The 19,624-nt window shown below is 38.3% G+C and carries 21 protein-coding genes; 7 read left to right on the top strand and 14 right to left on the bottom strand.

Translation table 11 applies throughout. The features are described 5' to 3' along the window. The first annotated feature begins 25 nt into the window (after positions 1-25). Both ACH3O9_RS02875 and ACH3O9_RS02870 read left to right on the top strand, forming a co-directional pair. Positions 26-304 carry a Sec-independent protein translocase subunit TatA/TatB gene (locus ACH3O9_RS02875; RefSeq protein ID WP_416444203.1) on the top strand — a complete coding sequence of 93 codons (279 nt, stop codon included), beginning with the start codon at positions 26-28 and terminating at the stop codon, positions 302-304. After that, a complete protein-coding gene (locus tag ACH3O9_RS02870) occupies positions 304-864 on the top strand; it encodes a phosphatase PAP2 family protein (RefSeq protein ID WP_416444201.1) in 561 nt (186 codons plus the stop codon). The genes ACH3O9_RS02875 and ACH3O9_RS02870 overlap by 1 nt, the downstream gene beginning before the upstream one ends. On the opposite strand, the gene ACH3O9_RS02865 is transcribed toward ACH3O9_RS02870, so the two are convergent. From ACH3O9_RS02865 to kynU, 4 genes are read right to left on the bottom strand one after another with little or no spacing between them, the layout of a single operon-like run. Then, the gene (locus ACH3O9_RS02865; RefSeq protein WP_416444199.1) at positions 861-1,505 is read right to left on the bottom strand and encodes an O-methyltransferase; all 645 of its coding nucleotides are present in this window, start codon (positions 1,503-1,505) and stop codon (positions 861-863) included. The two genes, ACH3O9_RS02870 and ACH3O9_RS02865, sit on opposite strands and share 4 nt — an antisense overlap. A 12-nt stretch (positions 1,506-1,517) precedes the next feature. Beyond that, on the bottom strand, positions 1,518-2,306 hold the full coding sequence (locus ACH3O9_RS02860; protein WP_416444197.1) for an SDR family oxidoreductase: 789 nt from the start codon (positions 2,304-2,306) through the stop codon (positions 1,518-1,520). Positions 2,307-2,309: 3 nt separating this feature from the next. Further along, a complete protein-coding gene (locus ACH3O9_RS02855; RefSeq protein WP_416444196.1) occupies positions 2,310-3,710 on the bottom strand; it encodes an FAD-dependent oxidoreductase in 1,401 nt (466 codons plus the stop codon). A 4-nt stretch (positions 3,711-3,714) separates the two neighbouring features. Continuing rightward, a complete protein-coding gene (gene kynU / locus ACH3O9_RS02850) occupies positions 3,715-5,001 on the bottom strand; it encodes a kynureninase (protein WP_416444195.1) in 1,287 nt (428 codons plus the stop codon). An 84-nt stretch (positions 5,002-5,085) separates the two neighbouring features. On the opposite strand from kynU, the gene ACH3O9_RS02845 reads away from it, so the two are divergent. Then, a complete protein-coding gene (locus ACH3O9_RS02845) occupies positions 5,086-6,234 on the top strand; it encodes an MFS transporter (RefSeq protein WP_416444193.1) in 1,149 nt (382 codons plus the stop codon). A gap of 67 nt (positions 6,235-6,301) precedes the next feature. Here ACH3O9_RS02845 and ACH3O9_RS02840 read toward each other — a convergent pair whose 3' ends face one another. After that, positions 6,302-7,009: a hypothetical protein gene (locus ACH3O9_RS02840; protein WP_416444191.1), complete on the bottom strand. Its 708-nt coding sequence runs from the start codon at positions 7,007-7,009 to the stop codon at positions 6,302-6,304. Between the two features lie 562 nt (positions 7,010-7,571). On the opposite strand from ACH3O9_RS02840, the gene ACH3O9_RS02835 reads away from it, so the two are divergent. The 3 genes from ACH3O9_RS02835 to ACH3O9_RS02825 all read left to right on the top strand — a co-directional run bounded on the left by ACH3O9_RS02835 (position 7,572) and on the right by ACH3O9_RS02825 (position 12,042). Beyond that, positions 7,572-8,597, top strand: coding sequence for a transporter (locus ACH3O9_RS02835; protein WP_416444189.1), 1,026 nt, complete (start codon positions 7,572-7,574; stop codon positions 8,595-8,597). A 293-nt stretch (positions 8,598-8,890) separates the two neighbouring features. Further along, entirely contained in the window at positions 8,891-10,102 is a 1,212-nt protein-coding gene (locus ACH3O9_RS02830) for a multidrug effflux MFS transporter (protein WP_416444187.1), read from the top strand. A gap of 113 nt (positions 10,103-10,215) precedes the next feature. Beyond that, complete coding sequence (locus ACH3O9_RS02825; protein ID WP_416444185.1) at positions 10,216-12,042, top strand: ABC transporter ATP-binding protein; 1,827 nt, start codon at positions 10,216-10,218, stop codon at positions 12,040-12,042. Between the two features lie 5 nt (positions 12,043-12,047). Here the strand turns inward: ACH3O9_RS02825 and ACH3O9_RS02820 are convergent, their stop codons facing one another. From ACH3O9_RS02820 to ACH3O9_RS02780, 9 genes are all read right to left on the bottom strand, one after another. Beyond that, complete coding sequence (locus ACH3O9_RS02820; protein WP_416444183.1) at positions 12,048-12,806, bottom strand: SDR family oxidoreductase; 759 nt, start codon at positions 12,804-12,806, stop codon at positions 12,048-12,050. 68 nt (positions 12,807-12,874) lie between these two features. After that, entirely contained in the window at positions 12,875-13,018 is a 144-nt protein-coding gene (locus ACH3O9_RS02815; RefSeq protein ID WP_416444181.1) for a hypothetical protein, read from the bottom strand. 39 nt (positions 13,019-13,057) lie between these two features. Continuing rightward, a complete protein-coding gene (locus ACH3O9_RS02810; protein ID WP_416444179.1) occupies positions 13,058-13,216 on the bottom strand; it encodes a lmo0937 family membrane protein in 159 nt (52 codons plus the stop codon). Positions 13,217-13,421: 205 nt separating this feature from the next. Continuing rightward, complete coding sequence (locus ACH3O9_RS02805; RefSeq protein WP_416444177.1) at positions 13,422-14,069, bottom strand: flavin reductase family protein; 648 nt, start codon at positions 14,067-14,069, stop codon at positions 13,422-13,424. Positions 14,070-14,163: 94 nt separating this feature from the next. Beyond that, a complete protein-coding gene (locus ACH3O9_RS02800; protein ID WP_416444175.1) occupies positions 14,164-15,276 on the bottom strand; it encodes an alkene reductase in 1,113 nt (370 codons plus the stop codon). 150 nt (positions 15,277-15,426) lie between these two features. Next, positions 15,427-15,861: a DUF4174 domain-containing protein gene (locus ACH3O9_RS02795; protein WP_416444173.1), complete on the bottom strand. Its 435-nt coding sequence runs from the start codon at positions 15,859-15,861 to the stop codon at positions 15,427-15,429. Next, positions 15,854-16,525 carry a peptide-methionine (S)-S-oxide reductase MsrA gene (gene msrA, locus ACH3O9_RS02790; protein WP_416444171.1) on the bottom strand — a complete coding sequence of 224 codons (672 nt, stop codon included), beginning with the start codon at positions 16,523-16,525 and terminating at the stop codon, positions 15,854-15,856. Before msrA ends, ACH3O9_RS02795 begins: the two co-directional genes overlap by 8 nt. 143 nt (positions 16,526-16,668) lie before the next feature. After that, a complete protein-coding gene (locus tag ACH3O9_RS02785; protein ID WP_416444169.1) occupies positions 16,669-17,448 on the bottom strand; it encodes a zinc ribbon domain-containing protein in 780 nt (259 codons plus the stop codon). Positions 17,449-17,450: 2 nt separating this feature from the next. After that, positions 17,451-18,545: a Nif3-like dinuclear metal center hexameric protein gene (locus ACH3O9_RS02780; protein ID WP_416444167.1), complete on the bottom strand. Its 1,095-nt coding sequence runs from the start codon at positions 18,543-18,545 to the stop codon at positions 17,451-17,453. A 44-nt stretch (positions 18,546-18,589) separates the two neighbouring features. Here ACH3O9_RS02780 and lpxK point away from each other — a divergent pair, with 44 nt between their 5' ends. Continuing rightward, the gene (gene lpxK / locus ACH3O9_RS02775; RefSeq protein ID WP_416444165.1) at positions 18,590-19,600 is read left to right on the top strand and encodes a tetraacyldisaccharide 4'-kinase; all 1,011 of its coding nucleotides are present in this window, start codon (positions 18,590-18,592) and stop codon (positions 19,598-19,600) included. Positions 19,601-19,624: the final 24 nt, after the last annotated feature.

Here is a 19,624-nt window from a genome sequence, read left to right as displayed (position 1 = left end):
TTTTTCCACATATCTTTGTGTCATTATGATAGCACCACTTTTTATTAGCGGAGGCGAGATTGCCTTTGTGATTTTTATAGTTGTTATGGTATTTGGGGCAGATAAAGTTCCAGATATTGCAAGAGAATTGGGTAAGGGAATGCGCACCATACGCAATGCGACCAATGAGATCAAATCTGAAATTACTAAAAGCGCCACAGACAGAGGCGTAAGCAGCGATATTGCAAAAGATGTTAAAAAGGAAATTGATAAGGCTAAAGAAGATATAGAAGATATCACTGGCCCTATCAAACGTAGATTTTAATGTGGGAACACCTTGCAGAATGGGATAGAGATTTATTTGTTTATCTAAACAATCTGGGAATTGAAGATTACGACGGTTTCTGGATCTGGATAACACAAATCACCCATTGGGTACCACTTTATATAATTTTTCTTCTTCTCTTTATAAGCGCGTTTTACTGGCGCAGAGCTTTACTAGCAGTTTTTTCTACTTTACTTACTTTCTTTTTAACTTTAATGCTTACAACGGTCGTTAAAACCTATGTAGCGCGTTTAAGACCTAACAACGAGCCTTTATTGCATGACCTGATCAGGGTATTGCAGGAGCCTCATAATTTTTCTTTCTTTTCAGGGCACGCCGCCTCTTCTTTTTCGGTTACAACTTTTGTTGTATTGAGTCTTAGAGGTATGTATAAGTGGGTGTATATATTTTATATCTGGCCTATATTATTTGCTTCAAGCAGAATTTTTGTAGGTGTTCATTATCCGGGAGATATCCTGGTGGGGGCAGGAGTAGGGGTTCTCATGGCAGCTTTTGTCTACCACTTTTATAAAAAAGCTCTTGTAAGACTAGACTATTAAAGACGTCTGCGGCTAATTGTAAGTCCGTCGCGTATGGGCAGCAACACCGTTTCAAGTCTGTCGTCTTCAGCTAGTAATCTGTTATATTCCAAAACAGCCAGTGTTGAAAGATCTTTAGGATTTACTTCTTCTATTACTTTACCGCTCCACAATACATTATCAGAAAGAATTACGCCGCCGGGATTAAGTCGGTCGATTATTATATCAAAATATGCCGGATAATTCGGTTTATCTGCATCTATAAAAATCAGGTCAAATTTGCCTTCTAGCTGCGGAATTACCGCTGTTGCATCACCTAAATGCTGAATAATGCTTTTCGCGAAAGCTGATTTATCAAAGTATTTTCGTTGAAAATCAACCAATTCTTCATTGATATCAATAGTGTGAAGTGCTCCGGTACTTTGCATTCCTTCCGCAAGACAAAGCGCGGAATACCCGGTATAAGTGCCAATTTCCAGAATGTTTTTCGGATTGATCAGCTTAGAAAGCATACTCAGCAATCTGCCTTGATAATGACCGCTTAGCATACGTGGCTGAAGAATTTTTTGATAGGTTTCTCTGCGAAGTAGCTGTAGCAACTCAGGTTCCTTTTGAGAGTGAGCAACTACATAATCGTCTAATTTTTCGGGTAAAAAGTGCATTTTTTGGTTGATTTACAGCGATTTTGTCCTCCCGCCATCAACGGGAAAATTGATTCCGTTTATATAGGCAGCGCGTTCACTAGCTAAAAAAGCAACGGCATCTGCAATTTCTTCTGGTTCGGCAAATCCTTTTGCAGGGATTGATGCTTTCATATTCTCGGCTATTTTTTCAATAGAAATACCCGATTTTTCGGCATTTTGAGCGATTATTTCGTGTAACCGGCCGGTTTCTGTAGTTCCCGGAAGAATATTATTTACTGTAATTTTAAACTGTCCCAGTTCGTTTGCCATCGTTTTTGACCAATTAGCAACCGCACCGCGCGTGGTGTTAGAAACTCCAAGACCATCAATAGGTTGCTTAACGGAAGTCGAAATGATATTAATAATTCTGCCAAAACCGGCTTCTTTCATTCCCGGTACAACCGCCTGCGTCAACAAATGATTGCATTTAAGATGTTGTGTAAATGCTTTCTGAAATTCTTCTATTGAAGCATTAAAAATAGGTCCGCCAGCCGGGCCGCCAGTGTTGTTGATCAAAATATGAATAGCGCCTTTGTTTTCAAGATGCTTTTTAACAGCAGTTTCTACTTCCTCAGGATTGTTAAAATCAGCAACCAGATAGCTGTGTTTTTGATCTTCAGGAACTGGTAATTCTGCAAGCGTAGTTTTCAGCTTTTCTTCATTTCGCGCAAGCAAAATAATTGTAGCTCCCTCAGTAGCAAGTGCAATGGCTGTCGCTTTACCAATTCCGGCTGTACTGCCACAAACCAGAGCGTGTTTATTTTTTAATTCTAAATTCATGTTTTATTGCAAACTGTGGGCAACTGCATCGTCATGTAGCATTTCGCGCGAAGCTTCAATTACCAAATTAAGTTTTTCTCTTAGCGAAAGGTCGTCTGTGAGTTTCTTATCGTGAATGAGATTAAGAATAGCCTTGTCTTGTACACGCCCGCGGCTCATCGCTTCAGAATAGGGAATATCTTCCCGAAATGTCACAAGTGAATATTTTGAGAAATACTCTTTAGGAAACTCTTTTTCAAAGGCCAGTTCAAGTTTTCGTTTCTTCTGAAATATCTCATTTGCCGTATGCGCTTTCATCTCATGAAAGTTATCTACAGCAAGATCTGCGATGGCATCTGTGTCTTTTTTGCGTTCGGTTTGATAGGCTTTAAAAATTTTAGGCCAGTCGCCTTCATATTTATCTATCATCTTATCCAGAACCACAATATCTTCAAAAGCAGCGTTCATGCCCTGACCATAAAAAGGTACAATGGCATGAGCGGCGTCGCCTAATAATAGAGATTTACCGTAAGCGTACCATGGCGAACATTTAATTGTGCCTAACGGCGAAACAGGATTTTTTTCAAATTCCTCTATAAGATCTGGCATTATGCTCAGCGCGTCAGGAAATTGTCTTTCAAAATAATCCTTAACGTCTGCTGTTGTTTGCAAACGGCCAAAATTCTCTTCACCTTCTTCCCAGGATAGAAAAAGTGTAACGGTAAAACTGCCGTCCAGATTGGGCAGCGCGATCATCATATCTTTACCACGAGGCCAGATATGCAATGCATTTTTTTCTGCAAGATAACTTCCGTCTTTTCCTGGGGGAAATGATAGTTCTTTATAACCGTGAGTGAGGTAATCCTGGGCATAACTGAATAAAAGCTGTTTGTGGTCAAACATACTTTTTCGCAAAGCAGAACCTACACCATCTGCACCCAGAATGATATCTGCTTTTATGGTTTTGTTCTCGCCGGTGTTGTAATCTTCAAATATAGCTTCTGCCTCTTCCAGATTTACAGAAACGCACTTTTGATTGAAAAAAGCGGTTATTTTAGGCATTTTATCGCACTCATCCAGTAACATAATGTTGAGGTCAGATCTGGAGATAGAGTTGATATATTCATGATCCCGACCGCTGTAATTACTCATGAACGTTTCGCCCTCGCGCTCATGAATCATGCGACCATTCATGGGTATACAAAGCGGTTCTACTTTATCCTGAAGTCCTACCAGCTTTAAACCTTTCATTCCCCGATCTGAAAAAGCCAGATTTATCGATCTGCCAGAATCAACTTCTTCAACTCGCAGATCTGGTCTTTTTTCGGCTAAAGTAACTTTATAACCACGTTGTGCCATGCGCAAAGCGGCAAGAGAGCCACAGAGGCCGGCGCCTATAATAAGTATGTGTTCTTGTTCTTTCATAGCGTTATTGGCCTAGTAATTGGCGCAGCCTAACCGCCATTTCATAAACATCTTCAAAACTGTTGTACAAAGGTGCAGGAGTAACCCTGATCACATCAGGCTCCCGCCAGTCGCAAATTATACCGGCATTCATAAAACCATCATGTAAACTGCGATCTGCATTTTTTACCTGTATAGAAAGCTGGCAACCGCGTTCTTCAGGATTTTTAGGAGTTATAATATTAATACGATCGTCGTCTATCTGTTCTATTAGATATTCCAGATAACCGGTTATTTTTCTTGATTTTGCACGTATATTCTGAAATCCAGCTTCCGCGAAAATTTCTAAAGAAGCGCGGATGGGTGCCATAGACAAAATAGGGGGATTGCTTAATTGCCAGCCTTCTGCTCCCGGAAGGGCATCAAAATCTACGCGCATATTAAACCGCGTTTCTTTATTATGACCCCACCAGCCAGTAAATCGTGGAATATCTTTATTCTTGGCATGTCGCTCATGTACAAAGCAACCACCTAAGCTTCCCGGGCCACTGTTTAGGTATTTATAGGTGCACCAAACGGCAAAATCGGGACCGTTGTCATGTAAATCGGCATCTATATTTCCTACGCCGTGTGCCAGATCAAAACCGACTTTACAACCGTATTTATGACCTAGTTCTGTAATTTCTTTTATGGGGTATTTTTGCCCGGTATAGTAGTTAGAATTTCCTATCATAACCAGTGCGATCTCTTCGCCTTGTTCTTCAAGCATCGCCTTAAGATCTTCAAGGTGACAAAGTTCTTCTCCTTTGCGCGGTTTCCATAACACTAGACTTTCTTCAGGGTTATAACCGTGATGATTTATTTGTGATTTCACCGCATAACTGTCAGAAGGAAAGGCATCACTTTCAATAAGAATTTTGTGCCGCTTATCTGTGGGCCTGTAAAAAGAAACCATCATCAAATGCAAATTTGTGGTAAGCGTATTCATGATTACCACTTCGCCAGGCTTAGCACCTACAACGTCTGCCATGTTTTTAGATAAACTTTCATGATAAGTGGTCCACGGTATTTTTGCCTTAAAATGGCCTTCTACACCTATTTCTGCCCAGTTGTCTAGTTCTTCCTGAATATAATCTTTAGCTTTTTTGGGTTGCAGGCCTAAAGAGTTACCACAGAGATAGATCAATGGTTTCCCATTCTCATCTTTAGGCAGGTTAAATTCATCCCTAAACTTATGCAAGGGATCTTCAACATCGGCATTTTTGGCGTAGGCCAAATTGTTTTGATACGATTGTGTTTCTGTTTCTAGCATAGGCTAACAAAAATAGGAATTAAAATAGTTTTAAAAGTCTCAAATATTCCGTGTGGCGTGAGTTTATATCTGTAATTTGCAGATATGAAGGCACTCAAATTGATCGCGAGCAGTCGCAGGTATCTGTCACCTGCAATTATATTTGCAACCCTCAATATTGTGTTTGGTACCTGGGCGATCTACATACCCAGGATCACAAAGAATCTTAATGTGTCTGAAGGTGAGTTAGGCTTTGCTGTACTCTTTATAGCATTAGGAACCCTTAGCATGTTACCTTTTATCCCTAGATTAATTAATAAATATGGGGTGGGCAAAATGACTGCTGTAGGTGTTTTTGCCTTTTGCATCAGTTTTATAGGGCCATTTGCGGTGAGCGGTTATGTGGGTTTATGTGTTGCCCTATTTTGTGTGGGCGCCTGTGGAGGCATGCTTGATGTCTCTATGAATACTCTCGTAACTGAAATCGAAAAAAAAGACGGTGTACATTTTATGTCTGCCGCACATGGCTTTTTTAGTCTGGGCGGAATGGTAGGAGCGGGGATAGGTACTTTTTTAATGCCTGTGATGCCTAATGCCTTAACTCATATTATAATCATATCGGTAATTATGATCGTGGTAAATTACTTTTTGATCAAAAATTACATAACGATCATTGCTCCTGTGCAAGAACAGGAATCTGTTTTTAAGCTAAAAAATATAAGACCGCTTATAGGTCTGGGCATAATAGGAGTTTTAATCATGGCATCAGAAGGTGCGATCGTAGACTGGAGTGCGCTTTATCTGGAAAAAGTTACTCTAGCAGCTGCTTCCTTATTTGGTTTAGGATATACTGTTTTTAATGCGGCTATGGCTTTTGGTCGTTTCTATGGTGATGGTATAAGCGCAAAATACGGTTCAAAAGTAATTCTTGTTACCGGCGCTTCCTTAGCGGCAGTGGGATTTGCATTGGTTTTAACGGCTGATATTTGGACTGCTATAGCAGGTTTTGGCCTTGTGGGGCTGGGTTTTTCTGTGATGGTACCAGAATTATTACGCTATAGCGGAAATCTACCCGGCGTTGCGGCAGCAGAAGGTGTAAGTTTTATTTCAGGAACTGGTTTTACAGGAATGCTTTTAGGACCTGTTTTTTTAGGTTTTTTAGCCGAAACCTTCAGTCTTAAAAGCAGTTTTATTGCCCTGCTGTGTTTTGCTGTTTTGGCGGGTCTAATTGCTCTTTCGCTTAAGCGAAAATAAAAAACCCCGGCTCGCCGGGGTTTTAAAGTTGAAGTTATTTTTAAGTGGAGATAAAACTTTAAGTGTATTATTCTGTTTCTATCGCGACATTAGTAAAATATAGTTTAAAATCACCATCTGGGCCTTTGTGTGTTTTTGCGACTTTTATGCCGTCAATATCTTCATAATCTTCCCATGTTGTCATCATAGAAGGCTGTGGACTATTGCCGCTTCTGTAGATCCATTCTTTAACCACATAATCATCACCATAAAACATATCATAAGCGTCACCCGGGGTGTAACCACCAGCATCGCCACCGTATGTGAGCGTGATCTTATGCATCATATCTTTGCTAATAGGTGCAGTTGCCGTGTCCTGAACTGTAATTTTTACATCGTCCCAAACCAGATGTAAAGGTGCAAGCAACCAATATGAATCATTGATAAAACCCTTGTCTGAAGTTACTGCCAGACTATCCATATCATTGCGGTTATAGTTTACGGTGTCGTCACCGGCTTTCATGGTGATATCTTTAGTTTGAGGGTTCCACGTCCAGGAACGCTCCATATGATTCTCGCCACGATCTACGTTAAATGTGAATTTTATTTCTTTCACTTTATCCCAGTCTTCTGCGCCGTAAGCTTCAGCGATTTTCCAGGCTTCTTGTTGCTCACTGCTCATATCATCTTTTGGCATTTCTGTACTCGCGTCAGATGTTGCCATACCGTCTTTATTTTCAGTTTTACATGCAACAAATACCGTGGCAAGTGATAGGATTAGGACTAATTTTTTCATTTTAATAGCAATTGGTGTACGTAAATGTACAAATGTTTCTGGTTTTTAATGAAATAGGAATTGCGATTTTGCTACGTATTCTTGAGAAATCATGATATCTTTGCAAAAATTAAAAGATTGCATCGTCTTTTTGCATTAATACTACTCCTCACCTTTACTTTACGACCTGTTTATCAAGCCGGGTATATTGTTTATTTTCAGCTAAATATTGATGTAATTGTTGAAAAATACTGTGTTAATAAGGCGAAGCCCGAACTACATTGTAACGGCAAGTGTCATTTAGCCCAACAACTTAATTTATCTCAGGATACTTCAGACAAGGGTACAACGCGTGCTGTTGTTTTGGATTCATTTATTCCGCTTTATTTCCAAAAAACACATTATGAAATTCCATTAGTTTGGACTTTTGATTTTAAAACAGAGAACTGGAAGAATGCATTTTGTTACCAATCCAGATTTTGTGATATTCCGTACCCACCACCCAAAGTACAATTATACACTTTAGCTTAAAACAAGGACTATTCTCTAATAGCCTTAAAACTGTATAATTAAAATTAAAACAATGAAAAATATATTCGTTGCACTTACTCTATGTGCAACAGCAAGCCTCTGCGCTCAAGTAACAATAACAGAAAATAAATGGAACGGCAATAGACCAGATGCGCATGCGCCCATATCAATAATGGGAGATCACACGCACGGCAAAGGAGAGTTTATGCTTTCTTACCGCTATATGTATATGGATATGCATGATCTTAAAAGGGGTAGCGATGATGCCTCTTTTATATCTGCTTTAAAACCAAATGATAAATACATGGTGACACCTACACGCATGCCTATGCACATGCATATGTTATGCTTGATGTATGCACCCACTAATCGTGTTACTTTAATGGCGATGGGGATGTACAGCGAAAGTTCTATGAAGCATTTAACGGTAATGGGAGCCAATTTTACTACAGCAAGCAATGGCTGGGGAGATGTGCAGGTTTCTGCGCTCTACAAATTTCTGGAAGCAGGAACTACAAAAATGCATCTTCAGGCAGGAATTTCATTACCCACAGGAAGTATTGACGAAAAAGGTGTGACTCCTATGTCTATGGGTATGAAGATGGTTATGCCATATGCAATGCAAATAGGCAGCGGTACATATGATGGTCTGTTCGGTTTGACATTTCTTAAACAATGGCAGGCAACTTCTTTTGGTGCCCAAGCAAAGAGTACTATTCGCTTTGGCGAAAATGACAATGGTTATACGCTGGGGAATAATTACCGGTTAAACTCTTGGTATAGCTACAAAGCAACAGATGTGATGAGTTTATCGCTGCGTGCTGAAGGTGTTATAGTAGATGAGATCTCAGGCAGCAATCCTGCTTTAAACCCCATGATGGTAAGTACAGCAGATACCGCAAATTCTGGCGGAACGTACGTTAATTTAGGTCTTGGTGCAAATTTCTTCGTCCCTAAAGGCTGTCTTAAAGATCTGCGTTTTTCAGTTGAGTTAGCTTATCCTCTTTATCAGGATTTAAATGGGGTTCAGTTAAAAGCACAGGAAGTATTTACTACAGGAGTACAATATGCTTTTTAAAATTCTACCGGCATTGGCCTGATAAATAGATGTGATTTTTTGACTATTTAAACCCGCTCTTCAAAAAGGAGCGGGTTCTTTTTTAGAGTTAAACTGAAATATCTCTTTAAGGCCTGTTTAAACTTCATATATTTATTGTAAATAATTGATATTCAGTAGTTATCAATCTGTCATTTTTTCGCTTTAATATCGCCGATTTTGCTGCTTTAATAGCCGATTTTTACCATATTAATAACACTTTTTAAAGTCAGTTTACGTGTAGCTGTTCTAATTTTGCGTTTTATAAATTGTCTATGACGCACCGCTACACAACTAAATCTAAAAATGTTATTGTACTTGTTCTGGGAACCTTAATTGCCATAGGTCCCTTTTCAATTGATATGTATTTGCCGGGTTTTGCCAGTGTCGCAGAAGAGTTTGATGTAGATATTAGCAGGGTAGGGCTTACTTTAACAAGTTACTTTATTGGTATTGCGCTGGGTCAATTGGCATACGGCCCGCTAATGGATCGTTATGGTCGTAGAAAACCGCTCATTGTAGGGCTGAGTTTATATATCATTTCAGCGCTTATTGCTGCATTTAGCTGGAACTTGTACGTACTTATAATTACCCGCTTTTTTATGGCTCTGGGAGCATCATCTGGGATGGTAGCTTCTAAGGCAATGGTACGTGACCTGTTTGATAAGAAGCAAGTGGCAGATGTACTTTCTACGCTCATGCTTATTATGGGAGTTGCGCCTATAATTGCGCCTACAGTAGGAGGGATAGTAATTGGTTTTTTTAACTGGGAAGCAGTATTCTTTATACTTGCCAGTTTTGCAGCGATCATGTTATTTAATGTCACATTTATTCTGCCAGAAAGTGTAAAGCCTAATCGCTCTACAAGCCTGCATCCTAAAGCTGTGGTTCTCGAGTATATTTCCATTTTAAAAAATAGAGAGTTCTTTATTTTCTCAATGGCTCGTGGTTTTACAATAGGTGCACTATTAGCATATGTCTCCAGCGCTCCATTTCTTTTTATTGAATATTTTGGTATGAGTGAGCAACATTTTGGGTGGATATTTGGCGGTAACGCATTTGGCTTGATCTTAGGAAGTCAGTTAAACAGGCTAGTATTACGCCGATTCTCTTTATTGAAAATAACACTTACGACTACAATTCTTCTAACTATTGTAACCGTGGTAGGACTAATATCTAATCTTATTGCTGTAGAATTCTGGGTTGTCTATCCTGTTCTGTTTTTAATGCTTTTTCTCATCGGTTTTCAAAATCCTAATGTGACCACACTGGCTTTACATCCTTTCACTGTTCAGGCGGGCAGTGCTTCTGCTTTAGTGGGTAGTTTGAGTATGATATTTGGTTCTTTGGCCAGTATTTTAGTGACCAGATTTGTTACTGTAAGTATTGTGCCGCTGTTCTATATAGTTTTTGGCTGCTCCATCTTCAGTTTTATACTTGTCTTGATCTACAATAGAAAACCTGTTTACATTTCTTATGAAGCTTAATGGCGAGATCCATTTTTGCGTTGAGACTTTGCCTTTCTAACTTATTTGAGAACACTTCATCAAGCTCAATGTTTCCACAAGAAATTGGATTAATTTTGAACAAAGGCTAAATAATGGCATTAGACAGTATAAAAGATAAGAAAAGCACCAATATTAGAGCTTCGTTTCAGGCGTTGCGATATATACCGCGATTCTTTAAAGAGGTTTGGAATACCAATGCAACACTATTTCTCGTCAATCTAATCTGCAGACTTATAAATGCATTTGCTCCCGTAATCATTCTGTGGGTAGGTAAATTAATTATAGATGAGATCATTGCGCAAATTGCGGCTACTACACCAGACTATACACAGCTTTGGAATTATGTAATTCTTGAATTTTCGATTGCTATTATTTCAGATTTGATCAATAGGCTGATCTCTATTACAGATGGTTTACTGGGGGATTTGTATAACATCAAGTCATCTGAAACGATGATAAGAAAAACCAGCGAGATTGATATTAGTCAGCTAGAAGATTCTGAGTTTTACGACAAACTTGAGCGTGCCAGACAGCAAACGCAAGGCAGAGTAAGTTTAATGAGCAATGCGCTGGGCCAGGCACAAAGTGTTATTTCTATAATTACCTTAATCGCAGGTTTAATATATTTTGAACCGCTTCTTATAATTTTACTGGCTCTAAGTATTATTCCACTTTTTATTAATGAGATCAAGTTTAGCGGGCAGCGGTATTCTATTTCGCGCAGCTGGACAACAGAGCGTCGTGAGCTCGATTATCTGCGGTACATAGGTGCAAACGATAAAACTGCAAAAGAGATCAAATTATTTGGTCTTGTTGATTTTGTAGCTAGTCGTTTTCGTAATTTAAGCAAGCAATATTATAAGATCAATAAAGATCTTACTATCAAGCGCAGTACTTACAGTGCCGGCTTTAATGCGCTGGGAGTAATTTGTTACTACGCTGCTTATATCGTGATAATTCGCAGTGTTCTTGTAGGTGAAATAACCATAGGTGAACTTACATTTCTCTCTGCTTCTTTCAATAGGTTGCGAAATAGTTTACAGACCTTCTTTTCAAATTTTACACGTATTACCGAAAGTGCTTTATATCTAAAAGATTATTTTGATTTTATAGACTTAAAGGTCGAAGATAAAGACCTTGAATATCTCGATTTACCTACCAAAATTAAAAGTGGCTTTGAAGTAATCGATCTTCATTTTGCGTACCCCGGAAGCACCAAAAAAGTACTTAAAGGGGTTACTTTTTCGCTTAAAGCAGGAGAAAAAATGGCTTTTGTAGGTCAAAATGGGGCGGGTAAAACAACATTGATCAAACTTATGTTGCGGTTTTATGAGCCTACAGAAGGAGCAATACTACTTGATGGTATCAATATAAATAGATTTAGAAAACAGGATTACCAGCAAATGTTTGGTGTGATCTTTCAGGATTTCTTTAAATATGAATTTACGCTGCGTGAAAATATTGCCATAGGCGACATAAACGCGATTAAAGATCAGGGTAAAATTGACAGTGCCGCACAGCTAAGTCTGGCATCAGAAGTGGTTGATCAATTTAAGAAAGGCTATGATCAACAATTGGGGAAACGCTTTAAAAAAGGTCAGGAATTATCTGGCGGCCAATGGCAAAAAGTGGCCTTGGCACGAGCTTATATGAAAGATGCTAAAGTTATGGTACTCGATGAGCCAACTTCCGCGCTTGACGCGAAAGCAGAATATGAGGTTTTTGAGCGTTTTATCGGCTTAACTGAAGGTAAAACCAGCATAATAATCTCGCATCGTTTTAGTACAGTGCGTATGGCAGATCGTATTGTGGTTCTGGAGCACGGCAAAATTCTTGAAACGGGAACTCATCATGAACTTATGCAGGAACCCAAGTTGTACTCAGAGCTTTTTGAATTACAGGCACAGGGTTATAAATAGACGATTTATAACGCAGAAATACTTATGCCGCCATCAACAACAAGGTTTTGTCCTGTTATATAAGATGCTTTATCCATGGCGAGAAATGCAACGGCGCCCGCCATTTCTTCTGGTTGTGCTACGCGTTGCATAGGTGTTCTGGAGATTATATGAGCAAGTCTGTCTTTTTGATTAAAAACAGCTTCTGTCAACGGCGTTTCTGTGTACCAGGGAGAAACGGCATTCACTCTGATGTTATCTATAGCCCATTCTGCTGCCAGACTTCGTGTTTGCTGTAACAATCCTGATTTTGCCATTCCGTAAGGCGCACCGCTTTTTACATCCTGATTTGCCGCTACAGAAGCGATATTAATTACAGAAGCTTTTCCTGATTTCTTTAGAAGCGGGTATAATTTTCGGCTTAACTCAAAAGGAGCGATAAGATTAATTTCTAATACTTTTCTATATTCTGCAGAGGTATATGCTGTAGCATTCTTCCTGATGTTGATTCCCGCATTATTTACCAGGATATCGAGTTTTTCAAACTTGTGGGAAACAAAGTTCGCCAGCTTATTAAGATCTTCTTCTTTTGACACATCTCCACAAAAACCATAGGCGATGAGGTCCTGATTTAGCAGTTCCTTCTCAAAAGCGAGAATATCATCATTATTGCGTGCCGTAAATATCACTTTCGCTTTAAGCGAAAGAAGCTCTTTTACGATTGCGCGGCCTATTCCCTTTGTTCCACCTGTAACGAGAGCAGTTTTATCATCCAGATTCCACATAAAATATCGGGTATTTAAAGCAAAAAACCCGCCTAAGAAGCGGGTTTTTCGGGTTTTTTATTTCTAATTTAATCTACTGCATCTTCAACTGCGTCTCCAGCATCATCTACTGCATCCTCTACATCATCTGCTGCGTTGTTTGTTTCTCTGCAGCTGGTGAAACTTGTTGCTAAAAGACCAGCTGTAAATAAGGTTAAAAATAATCTTCTCATTGTAGTTTTAATTTAGGTTAGTATTAATTTTTGTTTGATTTAAGGTCTTCTCCCCGTTGCCAGACGATAAAGAATTCCTATTACTGCAAGAACTAGCAAAATGTGAATTAAACTTCCTACGGCATCGCCGAAGCCAAAATATCCCACCAGCCATCCTATAATAAGCAGGACTATGATGAGCGAAATAATATCTCTCATGTCAAATAGTTTTTGTTGATTAGTTAATTAAATATAGTGATACTCTCAAATGTGATAAGATTACTTAACAGGGTTTAACAGGAAAATTTAGAAAATTGGGCGTTCTTTAGCATTTTTAGCCAGATTGTTAAGAATTCTTTTGCTTTTAGAGTGATTTCTTATCAATAGGTTAGCTGTAGTCATAAAAGCTCAGCGTCTTTTCTTACTAAGAGCCGTCTGTAGAGATAGATTGAACCTGAGTACCTGGTTCTGCATAAGTAAATCTGTTGAGAATTTGCGGTAGGGCATAACCGTCAAGACCAGCGACACATACCGTATGTGCTTTTTCTAAGTTTAACCAGCCATCTTCTGCCTGAATCGCTCTATCTATATAAATGTGCTCAATGGCTCCTATGATGAAATGACAGTTGTTCTCTTTTAGATAATACTCATTGACATAGCTGCAGCCAAGTTTTATCCTGCTCTGTTTTACGTAAGGAGCTCTAAAACCATGAAGATATTCTTCATCCAGATCTATTTTATCAAACTCAGATACATGACCTTCATATTTGGCAGAGGTCTGGTGCGCATCTTTAATAATATTCTGGTTAATGTGATTAACTGTAAAAAAGTTAGTCTTTTTAATGTTGTCATACGTATTCCTCTCTACAGTATTAGGCCGAAGCACAAAACCCAAAAGTGCAGGATGACTACCCAGATGAGTTACAGAACTAAAGACTGCTACATTAGTAATGTCATCACTTGATTTAGTAGCTATGAGATTAGCCGACTTAAAACCAGTACAGGAATTTATAAAATGTGCTCTGTATCTGGATGGGAGGCCTTCTAAATCGTTTGTGGAAAAATGAAGCATAAAAAAAGGGTCAAAGTTAAGTGACCCTAAATTATATATTGTTTAATTATAATGTGTTAATATTAAACAAATTTATGTGTAGCTTGTGAATACTTTAAGCTTTTTGCATTTGTTCTTTGTAGGTGGGATAATCTGTATAACCTTTTGTTCCCTGCGTATAGAAGGTATCCTGATCCCATGCTGCCACATTTGCATTAGCGGCAAAGCGTTCTGCTAGATCTGGGTTAGAAATATAAAGTTTACCAAATGCAACAAGATCTGCCTCTCCGGCTTCTATGACCGCATTACCTTTTTCCTGATCAAAATTTCCATTTATCATAAGCGTACCGTTATAGATAGGTCTGTATCTTTTAGCAATGTGACTTTCTAAAAAGGGGATCGCACTAACATCTGTAAAAGGTTCAGATAAATGTAAATATGATAGATTATAAGCATTTAGTTTTTCAACTATATAATCAAAGGTAGGCATCGTTTCTTCTGTTCCTTCTATTCCAAAGGTGCCATTAAGAGATGGGTTTAGTCTTATACCAATTCTATTTTCTGGCCATACTTCTTTAACCTTATCTAAAGTTTCAAAAAAGAATCTGGTTCTATTTTCTATACTGCCGCCATATTGATCTTCGCGTAAGTTAGCAAGTGTGTTAAAGAACTGATGAAATAAATAACCGTTTGAAGAATGTATCTCTATACCATCAAAACCTGCTTCTTTAGCATTTTTTGCGGCCTGAACAAATTCCTGTTGTGTTTCTTCAATTTCTTCAAGGCTCATCGCCTTGGGAGTAACTGTATCTTTAAAACCTTCAGGCGTATAAGATTGCGCATTAGGATTTACTGCACTTGGGGCTAAAGGTAATTTACCATTATGAAAATCTGGGTGCGAAATTCTCCCCACGTGCCATAATTGAATAAAAATTTTGCCACCAGCATCATGAACGCTTTTAACTACTCTTTTCCAGCCATCTATTTGTGCCTGATTATGAATACCTCCTGTATGTACATATCCTACAGCTCTTTTAGATACCTGAGAACCTTCTGTAATTATTAAACCGGCACTCGCGCGCTGAGTATAATATTCTACATGAATATCTGTAGGGGCACTGTCTGCATTGTCTGCACGACTCCTGGTCATAGGAGCCATTACCAGACGGTTTTTTAAAGTTAAATCTCCAAGTTTATATGATTGTAATAAAGGTTGATCTGTTGTCATAATTATTTTTTTGTTTGGAACAAATTAGTAGAAAATACTGCGAATTCTATTGATGTAGGTTAAGAAATAACTCCTTTTTGGAAATAAAAACGCCCGAATTGATATGAAAATCGGGCTGAAACGTTAAAAAATAGCTTTATATGCTCAATATTAGTCGTCTATATTTTCCCGCATTTCTCTTTGTCTCATTGGCATTTTGTCAATATTCTCAAAAACGAGAGCGCTATCAAATACATAAGATTTTTTGAATTTAGAACCACCATCCTTCCCAATGAGAACTACTTCTTCATGAGTGGCAGGCAGACTATATAATTTGCGTAAAGCAGCTACATCAAAATGTGAAACTGGTTTTAGTTCATGATCATAAATACGGCCCTTGCATAAGACAAAAAGCAACAAATTGCGATCTTCTAATTTTTTTGGCTTATCTAAAAAAGATTCCCATTGTTTTTTAAAATCCTCATTATCTAGTGAAGTTGTAGTAAAAAGCAGAATTCTGTTTCTCCATTTATATTTAGAGAAATCCTGTTGCGCCTGAGTTGTGAGGGCAAAAAGGATAATTGCTATTTGAGGAATTTTACTCATGTAGAGAAGCGTTGTCTTTTAAAAGTTCTGGAAATTTAGCTTTAAATCTATTTATTCTGGGTATTGACACATTTTGAATGTATGGATTGTCAGGATTATGTTGTTCATAATTTTGATGATAATCTTCTGCTTTCCAAAATTTTTGAAAAGGAACCACCTCTGTAACTATCTCGCCATCGTAGGTAGTTTTATTGAGTCTGTCAATCGTGTTCTGTATAATTTCTTTTTCCTCTTCGTTTTGATAAAATGCAATAGAACGATATTGTCTTCCTTTATCGGGTCCCTGTCTGTTAGGAGTAGTAGGATCTTGCGAGCCAAAGAATACGTCTACAAGTGTTTGATAATCAATAACTTTGGGGTCATAAAAAACTTCTACAGATTCTGCATGCCCTGTCTTCCCGTAACTTACCTGATTGTATGTAGGGTTTTTTTCGGAGCCACCGCTATAACCACTTACTGCTTCTTTTACCCCCTTGAGGCTTTCAAAAACCGCTTCTACGCACCAAAAACAACCGCTGGCGAAATAGGCTCTTTTGTAGCCATCTACTGCCTGGGTTTGCACCGGCTCTGCATAGGCTGTACTTTGATCCTGATGATTATTAGCATTATTCTTACAGGAATTGAGAAAAAATACAGCTATAAAAAGCGTTATGGGTAATTTCATTACTTGATGCTTAAATTCAAGTAAAATTAGGAGATAGTATAGCACAGCTATATTAAGGAGGTGTTAAACTATTGATACTTAACATCAATAAAAAAGCCCCTATGCGGGGCTTTCTAATATTATATCGGTAAATGCTGAATGCTCTAGATTTTAGAGAATATTGCCTGCATTTTATCCTGTTCTTCGCGAGCCAGATCCTCATCTACTAATATACGACCACTGTGCTCATCTGTTATGATCTTTTTGCGACCTGCGATCTCTACCTGCACCTGCGGTGGAATAGTAAAAAATGAACCTCCTGAAGCACCACGCTCTATAGCAACAACAGCAAGACCGTTGCGTACATTAGAACGTATGCGGCGATATGCTTTAACAAGACGCTCTTCTATTTGCTCTTCAAAATCTTCACCTCTTTTAAGAAGTTCCTGCTCTTCCTTCTCAGTTTCTGCAAGGATCTCGTCAAGTTCTTCTTTTTTGTGTTTAAGGTGATTTTCGCGCTCAGCCAGACGTTCTTTAGTGGTTTCTATAACCTCTTTTTTCTGCTCTATTTGCGCTCTGTATTCTTTGATATTCTTTTCAGCCAATTGAATCTCAAGTTCCTGAAACTCGATCTCTTTGCTTAATGAATTGTACTCACGATTGTTACGTACATTCTTTTGCTGCTCAGTATACTTTTTAATTGAGGTCTTAGAATCTTCAATCTGTAATTTCTTAGCTTTGATCTGATCGTCAACAACGCTAAGGTCACCACCCAATTTCTCAAGACGGGTCTTTAAACCGGCAACTTCATCTTCAAGGTCTTCAACTTCTAAAGGAAGCTCTCCACGCACGTTTCTTATTGTATCTACACGTGAATGAATTAATTGTAGATCATAAAGTGCTCTGAGCTTATCTTCTACGCTCGCTTCTGTCTTTTTTGCCATACTTATAAATACTTAATGGGATTGGTATCTTCTTCTGATAAAATGACTGCAAAATTAGTAAATTTTTTCGTAAGATAGTCAGTAAGAATATTTTTTGTGAATTGTTCACTTTCGTAATGCCCAATATCTACTAAAAGAATCTGCTCTTCAGCCTGAAAAAACTGGTGATATTTTAGATCTGCAGTGATAAATACATCTGCACCAGCTGCTTTTGCTGCATCAATTGCAAAACTTCCGCTACCGCCTAGAACGGCTATTTTTTTAACCGGTCTGTCTAATAATTCTGTATGACGCACACCTTTGGCATGAAAAGCTTTCTGCACATGTCTTAAAAATACCATTTCATCTATAGGTTCTGGCAAGATGCCAGTCATACCCATACCCACATTTTGATTTTTGTTATCTAAAGTTGTCACTTCATAAGCTACTTCTTCATAAGAATGCGCTTTAAAAAGAGCGTTTAAAATTTGAGATTCTTTATAATCTTCAAAAGTGATATTAAGTTGCACCTCTTTTTCCTGCTGTAACTGTCTGCGTTCGCCTACAGTAGGGTTGCTGTCTTCATTACCTTTGTAAGTTCCTTTTCCCTTAGTTACAAAACTGCAATTACTGTAATTGCCTATTTTTCCTGCTCCTGCAGCAAATAAGGCGTCACGTAAAGCAATGGCTTCATTTTTTGGAACGTAAGTGGTAAGCTTTTTTATAATTCCTTTTTTAGGAATTAGTACTTCACGATTTTTTAATTGTAAAGCATCAGCCATGCCTTTGCTTACTCCGTTAGGAAGATTGTCAAGTGCAGTATGAATTGCGTAAATAGCAATATCATTTTTTATCGCTTTTAGAATGACGCGCTCAACATAGTTTTTACCTGTGAGTTTTTTGATCCCAGAGAAAATAATGGGGTGAAAGCTAACTATAAGATTACAGTTTTTAGCAATTGCTTCTTCTACTGTTTTTTCGAGTGTATCAAGTGTGACGAGAATGCCAGTAACTTTAGATTCTTTTGCCCCTACAAGCAAACCGGTGTTGTCAAAATCTTCAGCGTAAGCGGGAGGTGCCAGCTCTTCTAGAGCGTCTATTATATCTTTTACGATCATGGATGCAATTATAAAGTAAAGATAAAAATTATACCTTCGTTGCCATGAACAACTTGAGGAAATTACTTTTTCCATTTGCGCTAATATATCAAGCAATTACCGGTGTGCGTAATTATTTATTCAACAAAGGCTGGCTGGTTTCCCGGGTTTATGATTTTCCTTTAATTGGTATTGGGAATCTTTCTGTAGGTGGCACTGGGAAATCACCCATGACAGAATATGTTTTACGCTTATTAGGCGATAATTATAAAGTAGCAACTTTAAGTAGGGGCTATGGCCGTAAAACGAAAGGTTATCTGGATGTCACACCAGATAGCGCAGTGCACAGAACGGGCGATGAACCGTTGCAATTTGCTAAAAAGTTTAAAGAAGTCTACGTTGCTGTTGATGAAGACAGAAGAAATGGTATTTCGCTTTTGCGAAATAAGAATCCGAAGCCAGAGATTATAGTCCTTGATGATGTGTACCAGCATCGCAAGGTAAAACCCGGTTTTATTATCATGCTGAGCGCATATGATTCTATGTTTTATGGTGATTTTATTCTTCCCGCGGGTAATTTAAGAGAGTCGCGCAAGGGTGCAAAGCGAGCCGATTGTATTATAGTTACTAAATGCCCATCAACTTTAAATGAGGTGGAGAAGGGTGAAATCGGCACAAAAATTAGAAAATATTCTTCTGCGCCTGTATACTTTTCAACCATTGCGTACGGCGTAAAATTGCATGGCGCTTCATCTATTGATTTAAATGAATTACCATCCTCATTTACGCTCGTTACAGGTATTGCTAATCCTGCGCCGCTGCTTAATTACTTAGATGAAAATATGCTACGTTATGAGCATGTAGAATTTAGTGATCATCACAACTTTACAGAGAAGGAAATTAACGAACTTGATAAGCGTGAGGTTATTCTAACTACAGAGAAAGATTATATGCGTCTAGAAGGAAAATTTAAGCATGCAACCCTCTATTATCTCCCTATAGAAATGCGATTTTTAGAAGAAAAAGACCGATTTTCAGCTCAAATAAGAGGATTTTTAAATGAGTTTTCAAAATAGTAGTCAGCCAAAGTGAGCTTTTTA

Origin of the sequence: Leeuwenhoekiella sp. A16, from assembly GCF_047946675.1 — a bacterium.
Taxonomy (GTDB): domain Bacteria; phylum Bacteroidota; class Bacteroidia; order Flavobacteriales; family Flavobacteriaceae; genus Leeuwenhoekiella.
The sequence above is the reverse complement of the archived record's forward strand: the minus strand, read 5'-3'. Positions and strand labels throughout refer to the sequence as shown.

Coding starts and splice junctions, on each gene's coding strand:
- ACH3O9_RS02865 (WP_416444199.1), bottom strand. CDS start 1,505: ATGCACTTTTTACCCGAAAAATTAGACGATTATGTAGTTGCTCACTCT.
- ACH3O9_RS02820 (WP_416444183.1), bottom strand. CDS start 12,806: ATGTGGAATCTGGATGATAAAACTGCTCTCGTTACAGGTGGAACAAAG.
- ACH3O9_RS02845 (WP_416444193.1), top strand. CDS start 5,086: ATGAAGGCACTCAAATTGATCGCGAGCAGTCGCAGGTATCTGTCACCT.
- ACH3O9_RS02800 (WP_416444175.1), bottom strand. CDS start 15,276: ATGACAACAGATCAACCTTTATTACAATCATATAAACTTGGAGATTTA.
- ACH3O9_RS02875 (WP_416444203.1), top strand. CDS start 26: ATGATAGCACCACTTTTTATTAGCGGAGGCGAGATTGCCTTTGTGATT.
- lpxK (WP_416444165.1), top strand. CDS start 18,590: ATGAACAACTTGAGGAAATTACTTTTTCCATTTGCGCTAATATATCAA.
- ACH3O9_RS02840 (WP_416444191.1), bottom strand. CDS start 7,009: ATGAAAAAATTAGTCCTAATCCTATCACTTGCCACGGTATTTGTTGCA.
- ACH3O9_RS02785 (WP_416444169.1), bottom strand. CDS start 17,448: ATGGCAAAAAAGACAGAAGCGAGCGTAGAAGATAAGCTCAGAGCACTT.
- ACH3O9_RS02835 (WP_416444189.1), top strand. CDS start 7,572: ATGAAAAATATATTCGTTGCACTTACTCTATGTGCAACAGCAAGCCTC.
- ACH3O9_RS02825 (WP_416444185.1), top strand. CDS start 10,216: ATGGCATTAGACAGTATAAAAGATAAGAAAAGCACCAATATTAGAGCT.
- ACH3O9_RS02810 (WP_416444179.1), bottom strand. CDS start 13,216: ATGAGAGATATTATTTCGCTCATCATAGTCCTGCTTATTATAGGATGG.
- kynU (WP_416444195.1), bottom strand. CDS start 5,001: ATGCTAGAAACAGAAACACAATCGTATCAAAACAATTTGGCCTACGCC.
- ACH3O9_RS02830 (WP_416444187.1), top strand. CDS start 8,891: ATGACGCACCGCTACACAACTAAATCTAAAAATGTTATTGTACTTGTT.
- msrA (WP_416444171.1), bottom strand. CDS start 16,525: ATGAAATTACCCATAACGCTTTTTATAGCTGTATTTTTTCTCAATTCC.
- ACH3O9_RS02780 (WP_416444167.1), bottom strand. CDS start 18,545: ATGATCGTAAAAGATATAATAGACGCTCTAGAAGAGCTGGCACCTCCC.
- ACH3O9_RS02860 (WP_416444197.1), bottom strand. CDS start 2,306: ATGAATTTAGAATTAAAAAATAAACACGCTCTGGTTTGTGGCAGTACA.
- ACH3O9_RS02795 (WP_416444173.1), bottom strand. CDS start 15,861: ATGAGTAAAATTCCTCAAATAGCAATTATCCTTTTTGCCCTCACAACT.
- ACH3O9_RS02870 (WP_416444201.1), top strand. CDS start 304: ATGTGGGAACACCTTGCAGAATGGGATAGAGATTTATTTGTTTATCTA.
- ACH3O9_RS02855 (WP_416444196.1), bottom strand. CDS start 3,710: ATGAAAGAACAAGAACACATACTTATTATAGGCGCCGGCCTCTGTGGC.
- ACH3O9_RS02805 (WP_416444177.1), bottom strand. CDS start 14,069: ATGCTTCATTTTTCCACAAACGATTTAGAAGGCCTCCCATCCAGATAC.
- ACH3O9_RS02815 (WP_416444181.1), bottom strand. CDS start 13,018: ATGAGAAGATTATTTTTAACCTTATTTACAGCTGGTCTTTTAGCAACA.